This is a genomic window from Halomonas sp. McH1-25 (genome assembly GCF_022348165.1).
In the GTDB taxonomy this organism is placed as follows: domain Bacteria; phylum Pseudomonadota; class Gammaproteobacteria; order Pseudomonadales; family Halomonadaceae; genus Modicisalibacter.
The window spans coordinates 1,220,359-1,236,797 of record NZ_JAKRFI010000001.1 but is presented as its reverse complement, the minus strand read 5'-3'; the positions used below and the strand labels follow the sequence as shown (position 1 = coordinate 1,236,797).

Genomic DNA, 16,439 nt, shown 5'->3' with positions numbered 1-16,439 from the left:
GGACACAACAATGACAGCACGCTTTGCACGCACCGCTCTGACCACCACCATTGCCGGCGTCGCCCTGGCATCCACCAGTCTCGGTGCCCTGGCGGCCCAGACCGTCACGGTCGGCCATACCACCTCTGACAATTCCCACTACTCGGTGGGCGTCGACGCCTTCAAAAAGACCCTGGAAGAACTCAGCGGCGGCGAGTTCGCCGTCGAGGAGCACCCTTCCGGTGCCCTGGGCGGTGAGCGCGCGATGATCGAGGGGCTGCAGATCGGCACCATCGATACCATCATCACTTCCACCGGTCCGCTCGGTAATTTCGTGCCCGAGACCTACGTGCTCGACCTGCCGTTCCTGTTCGCCGATTACGACCAGGCGCGCTGCGTGCTGGATGGCGAGATCGGTCAGGACCTGCTCGACCAGATCGGCCAGAACAACCTGGTCGGCCTGGCCTGGACCGAGAACGGCTTCCGTCACCTGACCAACAGCCTGCGTGACGTGAAGACGCCCGAGGATGCGGCGGGTCTGAAGATACGCACCATGGAAAACCAGATGCACATGGCCGCCTTCGAGGAGATGGACGTGCATCCCACGCCGATGGCTTTTCCCGAACTGTTCACGGCGCTGCAGCAGGGCACCGTCGACGGGCAGGAAAACCCCGTGTCGGTGATCCTGACCAGCAACCTGTGGGAGGTCCAGGACCATATGACGCTGACCGGCCACGTCTATTCGCCGGCCATCATGCTCGCCTCGCCGGTGCTATGGGACGGCCTCAGCGACGAGCAGAAGGGCTGGTTCACGCAGGCCGCCAAGGCCGGGGCCGAAGCGACCCGTGCCGAGGTCTCGCGCCTCGAGACCGAGGGGGTGAAGGAGCTCAAGGACAGGGGCGTGACGGTGGTCGAGAGCGTCGACAAGTCGCAGTTCCAGGAAGCCGTCGAACCCTCCTATTCGGTGTATACCGACCAGTACGGCAGCGAGATGCTCGACAAGATTCGCAACAGCGAATGTCTTGCCAGCAGCTAAACACAGCACTCTAGGAACCTCGCCACCCCCAACTCGGGGGTGGCCGATGCAAGGTGACTGCCATGCTGGAACTCTTTCTGCGCCTCGAGCGCTTCACGTCACGTATCGCACTGATCGCTGCCGTCGTGATGCTGATCGTCTCGGTATCGCTGGGCTTCTATCAGGTGCTGACACGCTTCGTGTTCGATGCACCGTCGACCTGGTCCGAGGTCATGTCGCGCTCGGCGATGATCTGGTGTGTCTTTCTGGGCGCGGCGGCCTGCTTCCGTGGCGGCTACATGATGGCCGTCGAGGTCATCTACAAGCTGGTGCCGGCCCGGGCCTTGGTGTGGCTCGAGCTGATGGTCTCGCTGTGCTGTCTCATCGTGCTGGGGATCCTGGCCTATTTCGGCACGCAAATGACGATACGGGTCAGTCCGCAGACGCTGTCGGGCATGCAGATTTCCATCGCCTGGGTCTATGCAGCCATTCCCGTTGGGGCTGCCTTTTCGGTGCTGGCCGTGCTGGCGCGCATTGCCGCCCAGGTAACCCGGCGCGAGCCGATCGGCCCCGCCGAGGCCGAGGCGTTGCCCGAGCGCAAGCAGAACCTGTCCCCGATGCCTGCCCGTCAGGCACCGCGCCCTGATGACGTGGCGGCCAGCACCGACAGAACGCCGGCCACGCCAACCCCGACCGGAGCCACCGGGAGAACCCGCTCATGAACCTGGCCATCGGACTCTCGTTGATCCTCCTGTTCGGCCTGGGCGTGCCCATTGCCGTTTCCATCCTGCTGGCCTCGATCATCGGCATCGAATTCTTCTCGCGGCTGCCGCTATTGATGGTGCCGCAGCAGATGTTCGTCGGCATCGACAATTTTCCGCTGATGGCGATCCCGTTCTTCATCCTGGCCGGCAACCTGATGGCCGCCGGGGGCATTTCGCAGCGTCTGGTGGACCTCGCCAAGTCGATCGTCGGTGGCCTGCAGGGTGGGCTGGCGATGACCTGCGTGCTGACCTGCATGATGTTCGCCGCGGTGTCCGGGTCGAGCGTGGCGACCACCTTCGCTATTGGCTCGATCCTCATCCCGGCCATGGTGCGCCACGATTATCCGCGCCCGCTGGCGGCCTCGATCCAAGCCTCGTCCGCCGAACTGGGCGTGCTGATTCCACCGTCGATACCGCTGATTCTGTATGGCGTCAGCACCGACACCTCGATCGGCCGGCTGTTCATTGCCGGTATCGGGCCGGGGCTTTTGATCGGAGGGGCGCTACTGCTGTTCCTCTACCTGTTCTGCAAGGTGCGCGGCTACGGTCTGCGCGACCGTGAGGAGCGCCAGGCCTTTCCCACGGCATTCCGGCGGGCCTGGGCGGCCATGCTGATGCCGGTAGTGGTCATCGGCGGTATCTATGGCGGCGTGTTCACGCCCACCGAGGCCTCGGCGGTGGCGGTGGTCTATGCATTGATCGTCGGCGGGCTGGTCTACCGTGAGCTGGGCTTCGGCGACCTGTGGCCGATCTTCAAGCAGAGCGTGATCTCGACCACCACGATCATGCTGATCATCGCCGCGGCAACGCTGTTCAGCTTCCTGATCAGCCGCTCCGGGTTGCCCTCGGACGTGGCGGCCTGGGTAACCCAGGTCTTCGACAGCCCGATCTCGTTTCTGCTTGCCGTCAATGTGATGCTGCTCATCGTCGGGATGTTCGTCGAGACCTCCGCCGCCATCCTGGTGCTGGCGCCGATCTTCACGCCCATCGCCGTGCAGTACGGCATCGATCCGGTGCACTTCGGCCTGATCGTCGTCGTCAACCTGGCGCTGGGCATGTTCACGCCGCCGCTGGGCGTCAACCTGTTCGCCGCCTGTGCGGTGGCCAGGCTGTCCATCGATCAATTGATCCCCTGGCTGCTGCGCTTCGTGCTGGTGGTGCTGGCCTGCCTGATGGCGATTACCTATCTGCCCTGGATATCGCTGGGGCTGGTCGATCTTCTCTACTGAGCGAGGAAAACAACAATGCATGAGCTACCCGAAATGCCACCTCGTGCGGCGCTGATTGCCGGCGAGTGGGTGACGACACCCCACACGCTGCGCGTGGAGGCACCGGCCACCGGCGAGACGCTCAGCGAGATCGCCCGCAGCGAGGCGGAACACGTCGAGGAAGCCGTCAGGGCCGCGCGGCGCGCCTTCGACGGCAAGCTGGGCGAGTGGCATCGCTGGTCTGCCCGTCAGCGCGGCGAGTGGCTGTTTGCCTTCGCGGCGGCCATCGATGCCGATGCCGAGTCACTCGCCGCGCTGGAGTGCGCCGATACCGGCAAGCCGATGAGTCAGGCCAAGGGCGACATTGCCGTCTGCGCGCGCTACTTCCGCTTCTATGCCGGCGCTGCCGACAAGCTGCACGGCGAGACGATCCCATTCGAGAACGACTTTGCAGTGATGACGCTGCGCGAGCCGTTCGGCGTCTGCGCCCAGATCATTCCCTGGAACTATCCGTCGCAGATCTTCGGGCGCTGCGTGGCTGCCGCGCTGGCCGCCGGCAACACGGTGGTGCTCAAGCCCGCCGAGGATGCCTGCCTGAGCGTGCTGCGCCTGGCCCAGATCGCCACGCGCTGTGGCCTGCCGCCCGGCGTGCTCAACGTGATTCCCGGTCTGGGCAGCGAGGCGGGCGCGGCATTGTCGGCACACTCGCTGATCGATCATCTGTCGTTCACCGGCTCGCCGGTCACCGGCACGCTGGTCACCCAGGCGGCAGCGGCCAATCACGTGCCGGTGACCATGGAACTGGGCGGCAAGTCCCCGCAGGTGGTATTCGCCGATGCCGATCTCGATGCCGCACTGGCGGCGGTGGTGCGCGGCATCATCCAGAACGCCGGCCAGACCTGCTCGGCGGGTAGCCGCCTGTTGGTCGAATCGAGCTGCTACGACGCGGTGGTGTCGCGCCTGGCCGAACGCTTTTCGGCGCTGCGTTGCGATGCCGGCGAGAAGGACCCGGATTGCGGTCCGCTGATCAACGCCCGCCAGCGCGAAAAGCTCGAGACGCGGCTCGCCGAGGCCAGGGACGACGGTATTCGCGTCGCGGCTGCCGGCCAGTTGGCGGATGGTGCGCCCGCTGGCGGCCACTTCATGGTGCCACAGATGCTCGTCGACATTCCCGAGAACCATGATGTGGTGCGCGAGGAGCTGTTCGGCCCGGTGCTGGCGGTGCAGCGCTTCGATAGCGAGGAAGATGCCGTGCGCCTGGCCAATGCCACCGACTTCGGGTTGTGCGCTGGTATCTGGACTCGCGATGGCGGGCGCCAGTTGCGCCTGGCCAAGCGCATCCGCAGTGGCCAGGTTTTCGTCAACAACTACGGCGCTGCCGGTGGCGTCGAGCTGCCGTTTGGCGGGGTGGGGCGCTCCGGCCATGGCCGCGAGAAGGGCTTCGAAGGGCTGAAGAGTTATACGCAACTGAAAACCGTCGCCATCAAGCACGGCTGAGGAGACAACGATGACCTACAGGATTGCGGTGTTACCGGGCGACGGGATCGGCCTCGAGGTCGTGCCGGAGGGGCTTCGCGTGCTGGAAGCGGCGGCGAAGCGCTTCAACCTGTCGCTGGCGTTCGAGCAGTTCGACTTCGCCAGTTGCGCCTACTACATGGCGCACGGCGACATGCTGCCGGACGACTGGTACGAGACGCTGACCCGCTTCGATGCCATCTTCTTCGGTGCGGTAGGCTGGCCGGACACCGTGCCCGATCACGTCTCGGCGTGGGGCTCGCTGCTCAAGTTCCGGCGCGCCTTCGACCAGTACGTCAACCTGCGCCCGTGCCGGCTGATGCCGGGCATCGAAAGCCCACTCAAGGGACGCGGTCCGGGCGACATCGACTTCATGGTGGTGCGCGAGAACACCGAGGGCGAGTATTCGCGTGTGGGCGGCCGCGTGTTCGAGGGCACCGACCGCGAAGTCGTGCTGCAGGAAACCATCATGACCCGCACCGGCGTCGACCGTGTGCTCAAGTACGCCTTCGAGCTGGCAGCCACCCGCTCCCGTAAAAAGCTGACCTCGGCGACCAAGTCCAACGGTCTGTCGATCTCGATGCCGTACTGGAACGAGCGGGTCAAGGCGATGAAGGCGAATTACCCGGACGTCAGTGTCGATCAGTTCCATATCGATATTCTTACCGCCAACTTCGTGCTGCATCCCGACTGGTTCGACGTGGTGGTGGCCAGCAACCTGTTCGGCGACATTCTTTCCGACCTGGGCCCGGCCTGTACCGGCACCATCGGCATTGCTCCCTCCGGCAACATCAACCCCACACGCGAGTACCCCAGCCTGTTCGAGCCGGTCCATGGCAGCGCGCCGGATATCGCCGGAAAAGGCATCGCCAATCCCATCGGCCAGATCTGGTGCGGCGCGATGATGCTCGAGCACCTGGGCGAGGTCGAAGCCGGCAAGGCCATCGTCAGCGCCATCGAGATGGTCATGGAGCGTGGCGATCCGAGCGTGATCACGCCGGACCTGAAGGGCAACGGCACGACCGAGACGCTCGGCCGAGCCATCGCCGAGGCGCTGACGGCGGGCGACGCCCAACCCCAGCCAGCCATGGAGGAGGAGCGGGCATGAGCAGACCCTATCGCGTCGGCATGGTGGGCATCGGCCTGATGGGCCATGGCATTGCCACCAGCCTGCTGCGCCACAATCATGAATTGTGTTTTCTCGATCATCCCGGCAATCAGCCGGTTGATGATCTGCTCGGCAAAGGCGCTGTGCTCAAGCACAGCGCCCGCGAGGTCGCCGAGGCGTCCGAAGTGGTCATTCTGTGCGTGACCGGCACGCCTCAGGTGGAAAGCGTGCTGTTCGAGCCGGGTGGCGTCATCGAGGGGCTGGGCAGTTGCACCATCGTCATCGACTGTTCCACGGCGATTCCCAGCTCCACGGTAAAGATAGCCGAGCGAGTCGCCGAGGCCGGCGGACAGTTCCTGGATGCCGCCATGACACGCACGCCCAGGGAGGCCGCCGAAGGTCGCCTGAACCTGATCGTCGGGGCACCGGACGAGCTGTTCCGTGACGTGCTGCCGCTGCTGCAGGACTTTGCCGAAAACATTACCCATGGCGGCCCGGTGGGCTCGGGTCACAAGCTCAAGCTGTTGCACAATTATGTCTCGCTGGGCTTCACCGCGGTGCTCGCCGAGGCTGCGTCGGCGGCACGGCATGCCGGGATCGCCGACGATGTGTTCCTCGAGGTGCTGGGTAATGGCGGAGGTGCCGGCGTGGTGCTCGAGCGATTGCGTCCGTTCATCGCCGCCGACGACCCCTCGGGGTTCCGTTTCAGTCTGGCCAATACGCTCAAGGACGTCGGCTACTACAACGCCATGGCCAAGGACGTGAAGGCACCACATCGGGTCGCCGAGGCCATCGAGGCGTTATATCGCGAGGTCAACGATCAGGGCCATGGCGACCGCCTGGCGCCGGAATTGATCCGTATCCTGGAGGAGCGCTAAGGGAGGAATTGCCGAGACGCAGACCTGGCGTCTCGGGACTAAACCCCGTCAGTGTCGGGTGCGGCCACCATCGCGGATGGCGGCGAAATAGCTGTCGCTGCCGATCTGGCCGCCCTTGAAGGCGATCTCCAGGCCATCGAAGCGCGCGTCATCGCTATAGGCCATGCACAGCGGCGACCCCGGCGTCTCCGGCAATGGCAGGCGTGTGGTCAGGGCATGGATACCCAGTTGCTCGATGGCATGGCTCGAGGTATCACCGCCGGCAACCACCACGCGTGTCAGGCCTTCGGCAATGACCAGCTCGCGCAGGATCTCACCCAGGCGCCGACCGATGCCGTGGCGGGCCTGCTCGGTATTCAGCATCGGATCGGCGGCATCGGGGCCCAGCGCGGTATGCAGGATCACGCTCACGCCGGCCTGCAGGGCCCCCAGGCCGCGCTGCAATGCCTCGTCGCGTGCCGCCTCGCCGGTTGCCGGGTCGGCCAGCCGGGCGGCGTTCACGGCAATGGTCTGGAAGCCGTGGTCTTTCGCCCAGTCAATCTGGCGGGCGGTGGTTTCCGAGCAACTGCCCGAGACCACGGCGATTCGCTCCACGCCGCCGGGGTCGGCAAAGCTTGGCGGCGGGCCGATCAGCCCTAGGTTGCGCCATTCGGGAATCAGCGCGTACTCGACACCCGAGGAGCCCACGACATAGCTGCCACCGGCCTGGCGCGTGCGCCACAACTGGTGACCTACGCTGGCCTGGGTGGCTTCATCGATGACATCGTAAAGCAGCGCCTGATGACGGCGTTGCCAGTCGTCGACACGCTGGTCGATATCCTCGGCGGTCAGCGAGGCCAGATCCGCCAGGCCGATGTCCAGTGCGGTCTGAGCGGCGAGGTGGCGGCGCAGATCGGCTTCGCGCATCGGCGTCACCGGATGGTGCGCCATCACCGGATGCCGGTCGATACGATACACGTCGCCCCGATAGGCCGCGAACAGTTGGCCGAAGGCGGTATAACGCTTCATCTGCGGCACGCCGACCACGATCGGCACGCAGGCCTGGCCGAACACATCGCGCCCGATCTCCAGCGCACAGCCGATGCTGCCGGTCCCGGGTGCGCTGTCGAAGGTCGAGCAGGTCTTGTAGTGGCACAGCCCGGCACGGCGTTCACGCAGCCAGCTCAGCGCCGACGTCAGGTGCTCGTGCATCCAGGCCGGCGACTCGCTGCGGCTGGTGCCGGCCAGCCCGATGGCGCGGCACGCCGCGAAGCGGGCCAGCTGCTCATCGTCGGGGATGGCCGTGAACAGCACCGTCGGCACGCCTCGACTGCTCAGGGCCTCCAGGGCATCGGTCGAGCCGGTCAGGTCATCGCCATAGTAGGTGATGAGTGTCTCGGTCGCGCTCATGGGAAGGTCTCCAGGGCCTGGGCGAGTTCGCGATGCTCGGCGGCATAGGCTTCCAGCGTCACGCCCTGAACGGCGGCATCCCAGGCCTGGCGCAGGCTCTTCACGCCGCTGGCGATGCCGTCGGGATGGGCCATGATGCCGCCACCGGCACAGAAGATCAGGTCGGTGCTGCCCAGCGCCTGGTAGGTATCCACCGCCTGACGTGCCGTCTGGCCGGAAGAGAATACCGGCATCACCTCGCAGCCCGGTGCAGGTGGGGCGAACATCGGCATCAGGCAGGTCCGGGCGCTGGCGATGACGCTGTCATCGGCCTCGCTGAACTTGTTGGCCAGGCCGTTGACGTGGATATGGTCGACCCCGGCCAGACGCCAAAGCTTCTGGTAGGCGATGAAACTCATGCCGATGTGCGGCGAACGGCTGTAAATACCCCAGCCGGCGCGATGACCGTGCAGGGCCAGGCGGCAATGCCTGCGCAGGTATGCGACCCCGGTCAATCCCACGCTGTTGAGCGCGACCATGGCGCAGATGCCCCCGGCGGCCGCCACGTAGTCGTGGTGACGCAGCATGGCATCCAGGTCATCGGTGATATTGAAGGCGTACATCACCTTGCGCCCGGTGCGTTCGGCATGGGCGTTGATGATCGGCATGACCGCATCGACACGCGCCTCGAGCGGGTTGTGCGGCCCGTTGGCCTGCAGCTCGTCGTCCTTGATGAAGTCGATGCCGCCCTCGACGAGCTGCTCGACGACCTCGGCGGTCTGCGCCGGCGACAGGCCCACGCTGGGCTTGATGATGGTGCCGATCAGCGGGCGTCGCTCGATGCCGGTGAGTTCGCGCGTGCCGGCGATACCGTACTGCGGTCCCGGATAGGCCGCGGCGAAGCTCGCCGGCAGCGTCAGGTCAAGCAATTTGAGGGCCGAGAACTCCTTGAGCTCGAACAGGTTGCCGGCCACCGTCGAGAGCAGGTTCGGCAGCGACGGCCCCAGGTTGGCGATCGGCCAGGACAGCGTGACCCGCGCCCGCTGATAGCGTGGCATGTCGCTGCCCCTGGTCGGACGCACCGGCAGTGAAGGTGTCTCGACGCACTCGAGCCGCTCGATGCGCTCGACGATGGCACCATGGTTGGCGCGCAACTCGTCGGTCTCGTTGGCCAGCCGGGTGAAGGTGCCCGACGATTGTTCGCCGGCCATCACCTCGGCGGCCCGCTCGACCGGGTAGGGTGTCTCGATGAGATAGCTGGCGTGGATCCGTTCGCTCATGGTGAACCTCCTGTCAGACCCTGCGGTCAACGCCTGCGATCAGGTGATGCGGCGGATGCTTTCGGCGATCTCCTCGGGCTCGAAAACCTTTTTCCAGTCGTCGCGCATCAGCATCGGCTTGCCGTTTTCGATGGCCTTGTTGCAGGCATCCGAGAACGCCCCGGGCTGCTCGTCGAAGATCACGGCGGAGAGGATGTTCATGTGGCCGAGCAGGAAGTCGCGGGCACACTGCTGGGAGACGCCGCGCGCAACGACTTCATCCATGGCTTCGCGCATGACGGCCAGCAGGGTGGCACAGACCGTCTCCGAAAGCCCTGGCTCGAGCAGGGCCATCTGCTCGACGCTGACCCGGTGCGAGCGGCCCACCGGGGCGTAGATGGTCCGGGCGATGCGCTCGCCGAGCTCGAAGCTGTCTTCCGGCCCCTGCATCAGGGCACTGACGATATGCTGGGTGGCCTTGAGGCCGCCGAAGTAATCCTTCTTGGCTTCCAGGTCCGTCTCGTCGTTGAAGATCGGCGGATGGCAGGGGTGGGTGACGAAGTAGGTCAGATCGTCACGCGCAGGCAGATGACCGGCAAAGGGCGCTGCGGCATCGAGCGTGACGACCATGGTGCCATTTTCCATCATCGGCGAGAGCTGGTGGGATATCTTGCCGACCAGCGTGTCCGGTACGGCCAGGATCACCACCTCGGCATTCGGCACGGCACGCTCGGCATCGGTGCATTCGATGCCCAGTTCCTGAGAGAGTCGCTGTCGTCCCGCCTCGCTGACCTCGACGTGGTCGACCGAAAATTCCGAGCCCTTCAGGTTGCGTGACAGCCGGAACCCCATCTTGCCGCCGGCGCCGATCAGTGCGATGCGTGTCATTGTCGTTGTCCTGCCTTTGCCGATTGGTAGGGAAGAAGCGAATTGCAACTGGTATGATGACATGACAAGTTGGTTGGGCTGTCAAACGCGACTTTGGTCGCAATATCAGCCTTTCCACCAGGCTGCACGCTGCAAGACGATTGAATACACTGCCTTCCGGCCACCGCAAGAGACACGCCATGAGCGACACCCTGAAGATTGCCCGCCGCAAGCTATCCGACGACGTGTTCGATCGGCTATACGCCATGCTGCTCAATGGCGATTACCGGCCGGGCGAGAACCTGCCGTCGGAGCGCCAGTTGATGGAGATGTTCGGGGTGGGGCGGCCGGCGGTACGCGAGGCGATGCAGTCTCTGGAGCGTGCCGGCCTGGTAAGCATTCACCATGGCCAGCGGCCCACGGTCACCATGCCGACGGCGTCGGGCGTGCTCTCGCAGATCGAACTGACGGCCATGCATATGCTGTCGAGTTCGCCGCAGTCGCTGGAGCAGCTCAAGGAGGCGAGGGCCTTCTTCGAACTCGGCATGGTTGCCCGGGCGGCGGAGAAAGCCACGAAAGCGGACACCGAGCGGCTGGAAGGCCTGCTCGAGGCGCAGCGCGCCCATCTGAATGGCGATGCCGGCGCGTTCATCAAGGCGGACATGTCCTTTCATGTCGCCATTGCCGAGATTACCGGCAATGCCATCTTCCTTGCCGTGAGCAACGCCATGCTCGATTGGCTGGCGAATTTTCATACCTCGGCGCTGCACTGGAAAGGCAACGAGCAAGTCACGCTGGAAGAGCATGCGCGCATTCTCGAGGCCATTCGCCGGCATGACGGCGATGCGGCAACCGACGAGATGCGAGCGCACCTCGATCGGGCGGGGAGGTTGTATGTGTTGACGTGAGTTCAGCTCATGAAAAAGTCACGCTATCCAGCGACAGGACTTTCTGGTGGTACTGTCGAGTCAGTGTCTCTTCGACATGGCGATACAGGGCCGCGAGTGTTGGCTGCATGTCGATGACAGCTTGGCGTTGGTCGATATAGAAAGCATGACGTTTTCCGTGAAAAACCGTCAGCTCACCCACCCGCTGAAAGCGCAATCCCTGTATAGCCAGCAGTCGAGGCAGTCGAGACTCCATCATGGCAAACACATGGTAATGACCGGTCAGCCCGACCAAAGCCGTCGCTGCAAGGAACAAGCTAATACCGATAAGCGGAAAAGTACGGGCTTCATCGGGCGAAAACGATGGATGGGTGGCATCGGCGACATCGATAAGATGCTGTTTTTGCGAACGATGGCGAAAATAGGCGGGTACGGCCAGACGAGATATCTCGCATACTTTTTCTCGAGGAAGCTTCTGCGGGTGCAGTTGGGGATGAGTCAGGCTGTCCGTACAGTGTTCTTCGAGGGGGAGTCGTTGCAAATGGGCCGGCCCAATCCCGAGTGCAGGCACCATTCGCATACAGCCGGCGCTTAGTCCACTACGCTTATGCTCCAGCATGACCATCAGCGATTTTTGATCGTAAAGGTCGCTTTCGAGCCTTAAGTCAGCATCCTCTGTCATTTGGTAATCGAGTTCCCGCCGGAAAACGGCATGGCGCAATGCATAGGCTCGTTGCCTTTCTGCTTCAGTCGCCACCAAGCGGAACTCAAACGACGACAAAAAATCGTTGAGTACGTTCAAGCCAATTCCCTTCGTTCCATATCCTTGTGATGACCGCTCGTTGTTTGCTGGTATGCGTCTTTATTGAAACGGATTGTTACTGCTTCACACCGTTTTTTGCAAGTTGCTGCGCAAGAATATCTTTTGCCGGTGAGGGGCGGCCAATATGGTATCCCTGTGCATAAGTGATGCCATACTCCTTGAGGATGGGAAGCATGGCTGGATTATCCACGAATTCAGCGATCGTCTGTTTGCCGAAGCCTGAGGCGATATCAGCGATCGCTCTGACGATGAGCCTATCCTCGGGGCTATCCAGCAGTTTCTGAATGAATGAGCCATCTATCTTGATGTAGTCAGCGGGTAACTGGGCCAGGTAATGGAAACTGCTGAAGCCCACGCCAAAGTCGTCGAGTGCAGCCTTGCAGCCAAGGTCTCTGATATCTTGCAGAACACCACGAGCCGTCGAAAAATCCGTAACCGCTGCCGTTTCGGTGACTTCGAGAATCAGTTGATGAGGGTTGGCACCGCTGGCTAATAGTTCCTGCTGCAGGAACTTTGCAAGACCACTGTCGTGAAGCGATTGGCCCGACAGGTTGACTGCCAAACTAATACCGCTGTCCCTCACTTGATTAAGTAGCCGTAGACTCTCTTTGAGCACCCAACGATCCAATTCCACGATCTGTCCGCTACGTTCGGCGATCGGAATGAACAGGCCAGGCATGACGTAATTGCCATCATTACCATGCATGCGCAGTAACGCCTCGAAATGCTGGGTTTCACCATTGTCGAGACGGGCAATGGGCTGAAGCAGAAGTTCGAAATCACCCGTGCGGAGGGCTTCGCGAATGCGCTCGACCCAGTAGACGCGCTGCTGAAGTTCCTTGCGAGAGTAGGCATCCTTGGAGAGTAAATACCACCGCTGTACTGCGCTCTCCTTGGCTCTGTACATGGCAAAGTCGGCACTTGCCATGATGTCGGCCGGGCTTGTGCCATGCTCGGGATAGAGGGCAATGCCCATACTGCCGATTGCGCGATGACGACGACCGCTAATGGCAAAGCTGGTCGTCTCCAAGGCCCTCACGATGCGCTCGGCGGTTTGTGTCGCTTCATCGGCATCGATGTTCTCGATGAGAATCGAAAACTCGTCTCCCCCCAATCTTGCGATCCTTGCTTCGTTACCGATCTCGGCTTCCAGCGTTCTGGCAACCAAACGCAACAACTGGTCACCGGCAGGGTGTCCACTGAGTTCATTGACTTCCTTGAACTGGTCGAGATCCAGGAACAGCACGGCCCCATGGGCGTCTGGGACCAATGTGCGCTCGAGCACCTCCTGGAAATAGCGCCGGTTATAAAGGTCGGTTAGCGGGTCGCGGTTCGCTAGCCAGGCGAGACGCTCCTCGGCGATTTTACGTTCGGTGATATCGATACCCACCGAGATCAGCGTCCCGTCGCCACTGTCCCTGCCGGGGAGTGGGGCGTGATACCAAACGATACGCCGGCTTTCCTGCGTGGCCGCCTTAAGAGTGCCTTCTTCCTGGCTGGGGCGGTCAAAGGGGCGAGTGCGATCCGGCTCGGCGAGCATGAACACGTCAATGAAGCGGCGACCCAACAAGGCTTTACTGGTCTGACCGGTCACGCTTTCGGCGTATTGATTGACGAGCCTGATGCGCCCTTCCCGGTCCTGAGTCAGAATCAGGACATGTGCTGTATCCAGCAGGCCGGTGATGAAATCCCGTTCGAGTCCCAGCTCTCGGAGTCGTTGAGTCAATTCCCGATCGCGGTTGGACACGGCGCGTTCCAAAGCCTCCAACTGCATTGCAAGGTCGAGGGTAGCGCGCTCCAGAGTGTCGGTTTCATCCATGAATGGACCTTGCTTGGGATGAACGGATTGGGTAATCGCCGGAAAGTCTCGCTGTGCCAACCTGGGTAGCAACGAGGCCAGGCGGCGTAGCCGTGCCATGGGAGGCCACAGTATCCACATCAGGAGTCCTTCAGCGGCCAACCAGCCCGACAAGGCGACCAATAGCGTGCTCTGGGTTTCTGTTCGGATATCCGCTATCTGGTCCGTTATGTCTGAAAGCAGCAAAAAATAACCTGCAGACGAGTAATCGCTACTCTCGCCGATGCTCAGCGCAATTAACTCATAGTTTCGGCCTTGATAATCGAATGTCCAAGGTGCGTCGAGAAGATGAGAGAGACCAATGTCGTTTGCAGCAGACTTAAGAAGCGGCAAGCTGGCTTCGCCATGGGTCAACGTCACCAAACTCCCTTTCCAGGGCGCAATGTGGCGCTCGGACCTGCCTGGGAGAGCATTGGCATCGTCATTCGTCACCAACAAGGCGACTTCGCTCTCCGACATACTGCGCAGATAGCGTGTGACGTCGGCCAATGAGCGTGAGAACAGCACCAGACCTACACTGCTTCCTTCCACCAGGACTGGAACGGCAGCATATTGACGGCAGTCGTCGGCACAGCGCAGTAAGGTCTGAGGGGTTTCCGTAGCCATGACGTGCCGGATCATGTCGGAAATTAGCTGGTCTTCATTCCCGCCCAACGATTGGCCTACGGAAGTCAGTGACTTGCCGCGAGAATCAAGGACCCGTATCTCGTCAATACCTGCATCCAGCTGTAGGGTGGGCCATAGTGGATCGAGTACATCGGCAGCCGCTTGGCCATTGTCCTGCTGCATGGCGTGACCGAGCCTGTCGGAAGCGGATACCATGCCGGCCAGCAACTGCAGTTTCTCGGCCGACTCGTCTATGGCGAGTTCGATCTCGCTGGCACGCGTCTGGTAGATGGATTGGCGTGCCTGGGCGAAGCGATCCGTCAGGCGATCGTGACTAATGACGGTGAATAGCGAGGCAAGCCCCAGCAGCAACAGGCTGGTCAGCAAGATGGCACGCCAAGTGATACTGCCCCGCAAATGCCGTATGCCTGGTACTGCCAGAAAGCGTCTAGGCGTCAATATCCACTCCTTCCTGGTCGGTCGACGATCGTGAGCGGTCGTGTGGGGCCTGTAATGAGGCACGGTCAAAAGCGAAACGAGGCTTGCATGAGCCACATGTCCCAATACTTCTCCCGGTTAGCCTCGCTTTGGCGATTGATGATGGGGAGCCAGCCTGTGCCTTCAACGAGGTGATATTCGGTGGAAAGCATGATTTGGGGGGTCAATCTCCATTGCAGCCCTGTTGTCCAGTCCTTGGCATAGCGTGAGTAGGCCGGTCCATACCCGGCGTTTTCATACTGGTTGCCCCAGCGGTCTTCCCGGTCATTGGCCAGCACGTCATAGCGCAACAGCCACTGCCAGTCTTTTTCAAAGCGACGGGTATACTGGACGTACCAGCTCTCACCAGTCATATCGAAGTTTCTACGCGAATTGTCGAACCCCTGCAGAGAGAGGCTGCGCAGGGCGTATTCCGCTGTCAGGCTCCAGTCTTCCTCGTTGTATTGAAACGACAGTATCCAGGGTTGGAAATGGAAATCGGCACTGCCCGGTCCGCCTGGGCCCGAGTCGAAATGAGCGTCAACACTAGCTGCGCTCAGAGCTCCGATGATTCGCCCACCATCGTGCTCATAGAGCAGCTGCCCAATGAAAGAGGTACGGCCATCCAGGGAACCCGGTTCCTCGCCGAGCCCCAGGGATTCGACCAGGTCATCGTCAGTTCGTGGTGTTCCAACGCCGAACTGGGTTCGCAAAACGCCTGAATCCAGGCGCTCCTCACCATAGATAGCTGCGCCATCGGCAGCCAAAGCCAAGGAACGCGTGCGCTCGAAATAGATGGACTGAGGCAACAAAATGCTGGGACGCGTAAAGGCGACATCACGTGTCTGGTTGTAGAAACCGAATGGATTCTTGAATCTCCCGATTTGAAGGCCAAGGCGTCGCTCTTCGGAAGAAAGGAACTGATAGTCGACGATGCCGTAATCGAGCACCGGTGACGTATCGTCGGAATAAATGCCTGCACGACGACTCAATAGCTGTGCCGCTACCAGAACATCACGATGTGGGCGCAATGAGGCATTCAGCCCCATCTCACGGTATTGAAAGCTGCCGTTATCGTCGCTGCTGGGGCCAAAGAAATCGTTTCCCTTGCTGATAACCCAGGCCTGACTGAGAAAACCATGTACTTGAAGAGTGTCTGCCATGTCATTTGCCATGGCCGGCGATGCAACGCAAAACAGGCCTGCTAATAGGCCCCCTCGAACCGGAGCCTTATTTTGCCAGCGACAGTATACGGACGCTGTCATTCACGTAACCTCTTTGTATGTAACCCAAGCCACCCGGTGTCGAAGCAACGTGGTGAAGGAGTTCGGCCTGTGTTGAAACTCGGTTGGGGGCCTGGCCGGTCCCCGAAAAAACGGCACGATCCCAAGCCAGTCGTAACTGGTGGGGGTAAACGTCAAGCAGTGACTTGGCGAAACGAGCATGTATAGGGTGGCTATCGGGAAGTACGAAGACACTGACAGCCTGTCCATCGGGCCAGGTTCGCTGGCGCATGCCAAAGATGGCGCGTGCCGTATCCCGCGCCAGCGTGTCTACTCGAACATTGGGATGGGCGATCATGATCACGTCGTTGGGGTCGTCTGCCCAGCTTGTCAGGCAAGCCAGGCTCAGCGCGATCAGCACCAGCCAGCGCGCAGCAAAGCTCCGGGTTAGCCTGTCCAGCTCCGTCGTTGTCCAATCCCGCCGACTAGGTGGCATTTGTCGATTCCAAATGAGGAAACCCAATATCCGCCATCATCAAAAATTTTGAGAAAAATCATTCTGTTGAGAATTTATGCTTCATGTAGTCTGGTTCAGGTGGAATGA

General features: G+C 61.7%; 14 protein-coding genes. 7 read left to right on the top strand and 7 right to left on the bottom strand.

Translation table 11 applies throughout. The features are described from left to right. The first annotated feature begins 10 nt into the window (after nucleotides 1-10). From MHM84_RS06195 to MHM84_RS06170, 6 genes are all read left to right on the top strand, one after another. Entirely contained in the window at nucleotides 11-1,015 is a 1,005-nt protein-coding gene (locus MHM84_RS06195; protein WP_239263665.1) for a TRAP transporter substrate-binding protein, read from the top strand. Nucleotides 1,016-1,077: 62 nt separating this feature from the next. Continuing rightward, nucleotides 1,078-1,716: a TRAP transporter small permease gene (locus MHM84_RS06190; protein ID WP_239263663.1), complete on the top strand. Its 639-nt coding sequence runs from the start codon at nucleotides 1,078-1,080 to the stop codon at nucleotides 1,714-1,716. Further along, nucleotides 1,713-2,987, top strand: coding sequence for a TRAP transporter large permease (locus MHM84_RS06185; RefSeq protein ID WP_239263661.1), 1,275 nt, complete (start codon nucleotides 1,713-1,715; stop codon nucleotides 2,985-2,987). Before MHM84_RS06190 ends, MHM84_RS06185 begins: the two co-directional genes overlap by 4 nt. 15 nt (nucleotides 2,988-3,002) lie before the next feature. After that, a complete protein-coding gene (locus tag MHM84_RS06180) occupies nucleotides 3,003-4,463 on the top strand; it encodes an aldehyde dehydrogenase family protein (protein ID WP_239263659.1) in 1,461 nt (486 codons plus the stop codon). A 10-nt stretch (nucleotides 4,464-4,473) separates the two neighbouring features. Continuing rightward, nucleotides 4,474-5,589, top strand: coding sequence for a tartrate dehydrogenase (locus MHM84_RS06175; protein WP_239263656.1), 1,116 nt, complete (start codon nucleotides 4,474-4,476; stop codon nucleotides 5,587-5,589). Next, on the top strand, nucleotides 5,586-6,467 hold the full coding sequence (locus MHM84_RS06170) for an NAD(P)-dependent oxidoreductase (RefSeq protein WP_239263653.1): 882 nt from the start codon (nucleotides 5,586-5,588) through the stop codon (nucleotides 6,465-6,467). The genes MHM84_RS06175 and MHM84_RS06170 overlap by 4 nt, the downstream gene beginning before the upstream one ends. A gap of 48 nt (nucleotides 6,468-6,515) precedes the next feature. Here the strand turns inward: MHM84_RS06170 and MHM84_RS06165 are convergent, their stop codons facing one another. Genes MHM84_RS06165 through MHM84_RS06155 form a run of 3 tightly spaced genes read right to left on the bottom strand, consistent with a single transcriptional unit; the run spans nucleotide 6,516 to nucleotide 9,982 of the window. Further along, complete coding sequence (locus tag MHM84_RS06165; RefSeq protein ID WP_239263651.1) at nucleotides 6,516-7,856, bottom strand: four-carbon acid sugar kinase family protein; 1,341 nt, start codon at nucleotides 7,854-7,856, stop codon at nucleotides 6,516-6,518. Then, nucleotides 7,853-9,115 (bottom strand): ribulose-bisphosphate carboxylase large subunit family protein, encoded by a 1,263-nt coding sequence (locus tag MHM84_RS06160; protein WP_239263649.1) that lies wholly within the window; start codon nucleotides 9,113-9,115, stop codon nucleotides 7,853-7,855. Before MHM84_RS06160 ends, MHM84_RS06165 begins: the two co-directional genes overlap by 4 nt. A gap of 39 nt (nucleotides 9,116-9,154) precedes the next feature. After that, nucleotides 9,155-9,982 carry a phosphogluconate dehydrogenase C-terminal domain-containing protein gene (locus MHM84_RS06155; protein WP_239263646.1) on the bottom strand — a complete coding sequence of 276 codons (828 nt, stop codon included), beginning with the start codon at nucleotides 9,980-9,982 and terminating at the stop codon, nucleotides 9,155-9,157. A 179-nt stretch (nucleotides 9,983-10,161) separates the two neighbouring features. Here MHM84_RS06155 and nanR point away from each other — a divergent pair, with 179 nt between their 5' ends. Continuing rightward, nucleotides 10,162-10,869, top strand: coding sequence for a transcriptional regulator NanR (nanR, locus tag MHM84_RS06150; protein WP_239263644.1), 708 nt, complete (start codon nucleotides 10,162-10,164; stop codon nucleotides 10,867-10,869). A 7-nt stretch (nucleotides 10,870-10,876) separates the two neighbouring features. Here the strand turns inward: nanR and MHM84_RS06145 are convergent, their stop codons facing one another. From MHM84_RS06145 to MHM84_RS06130, 4 genes are all read right to left on the bottom strand, one after another. After that, on the bottom strand, nucleotides 10,877-11,650 hold the full coding sequence (locus tag MHM84_RS06145; RefSeq protein WP_239263642.1) for a PEP-CTERM/exosortase system-associated acyltransferase: 774 nt from the start codon (nucleotides 11,648-11,650) through the stop codon (nucleotides 10,877-10,879). 76 nt (nucleotides 11,651-11,726) lie between these two features. Beyond that, a complete protein-coding gene (locus MHM84_RS06140) occupies nucleotides 11,727-14,522 on the bottom strand; it encodes an EAL domain-containing protein (RefSeq protein WP_343218277.1) in 2,796 nt (931 codons plus the stop codon). 137 nt (nucleotides 14,523-14,659) lie between these two features. Beyond that, nucleotides 14,660-15,775, bottom strand: coding sequence for a hypothetical protein (locus tag MHM84_RS06135; protein WP_239263640.1), 1,116 nt, complete (start codon nucleotides 15,773-15,775; stop codon nucleotides 14,660-14,662). A gap of 67 nt (nucleotides 15,776-15,842) precedes the next feature. Continuing rightward, complete coding sequence (locus MHM84_RS06130) at nucleotides 15,843-16,331, bottom strand: hypothetical protein (protein ID WP_239263638.1); 489 nt, start codon at nucleotides 16,329-16,331, stop codon at nucleotides 15,843-15,845. Between the last annotated feature and the right edge of the window lie 108 nt (nucleotides 16,332-16,439).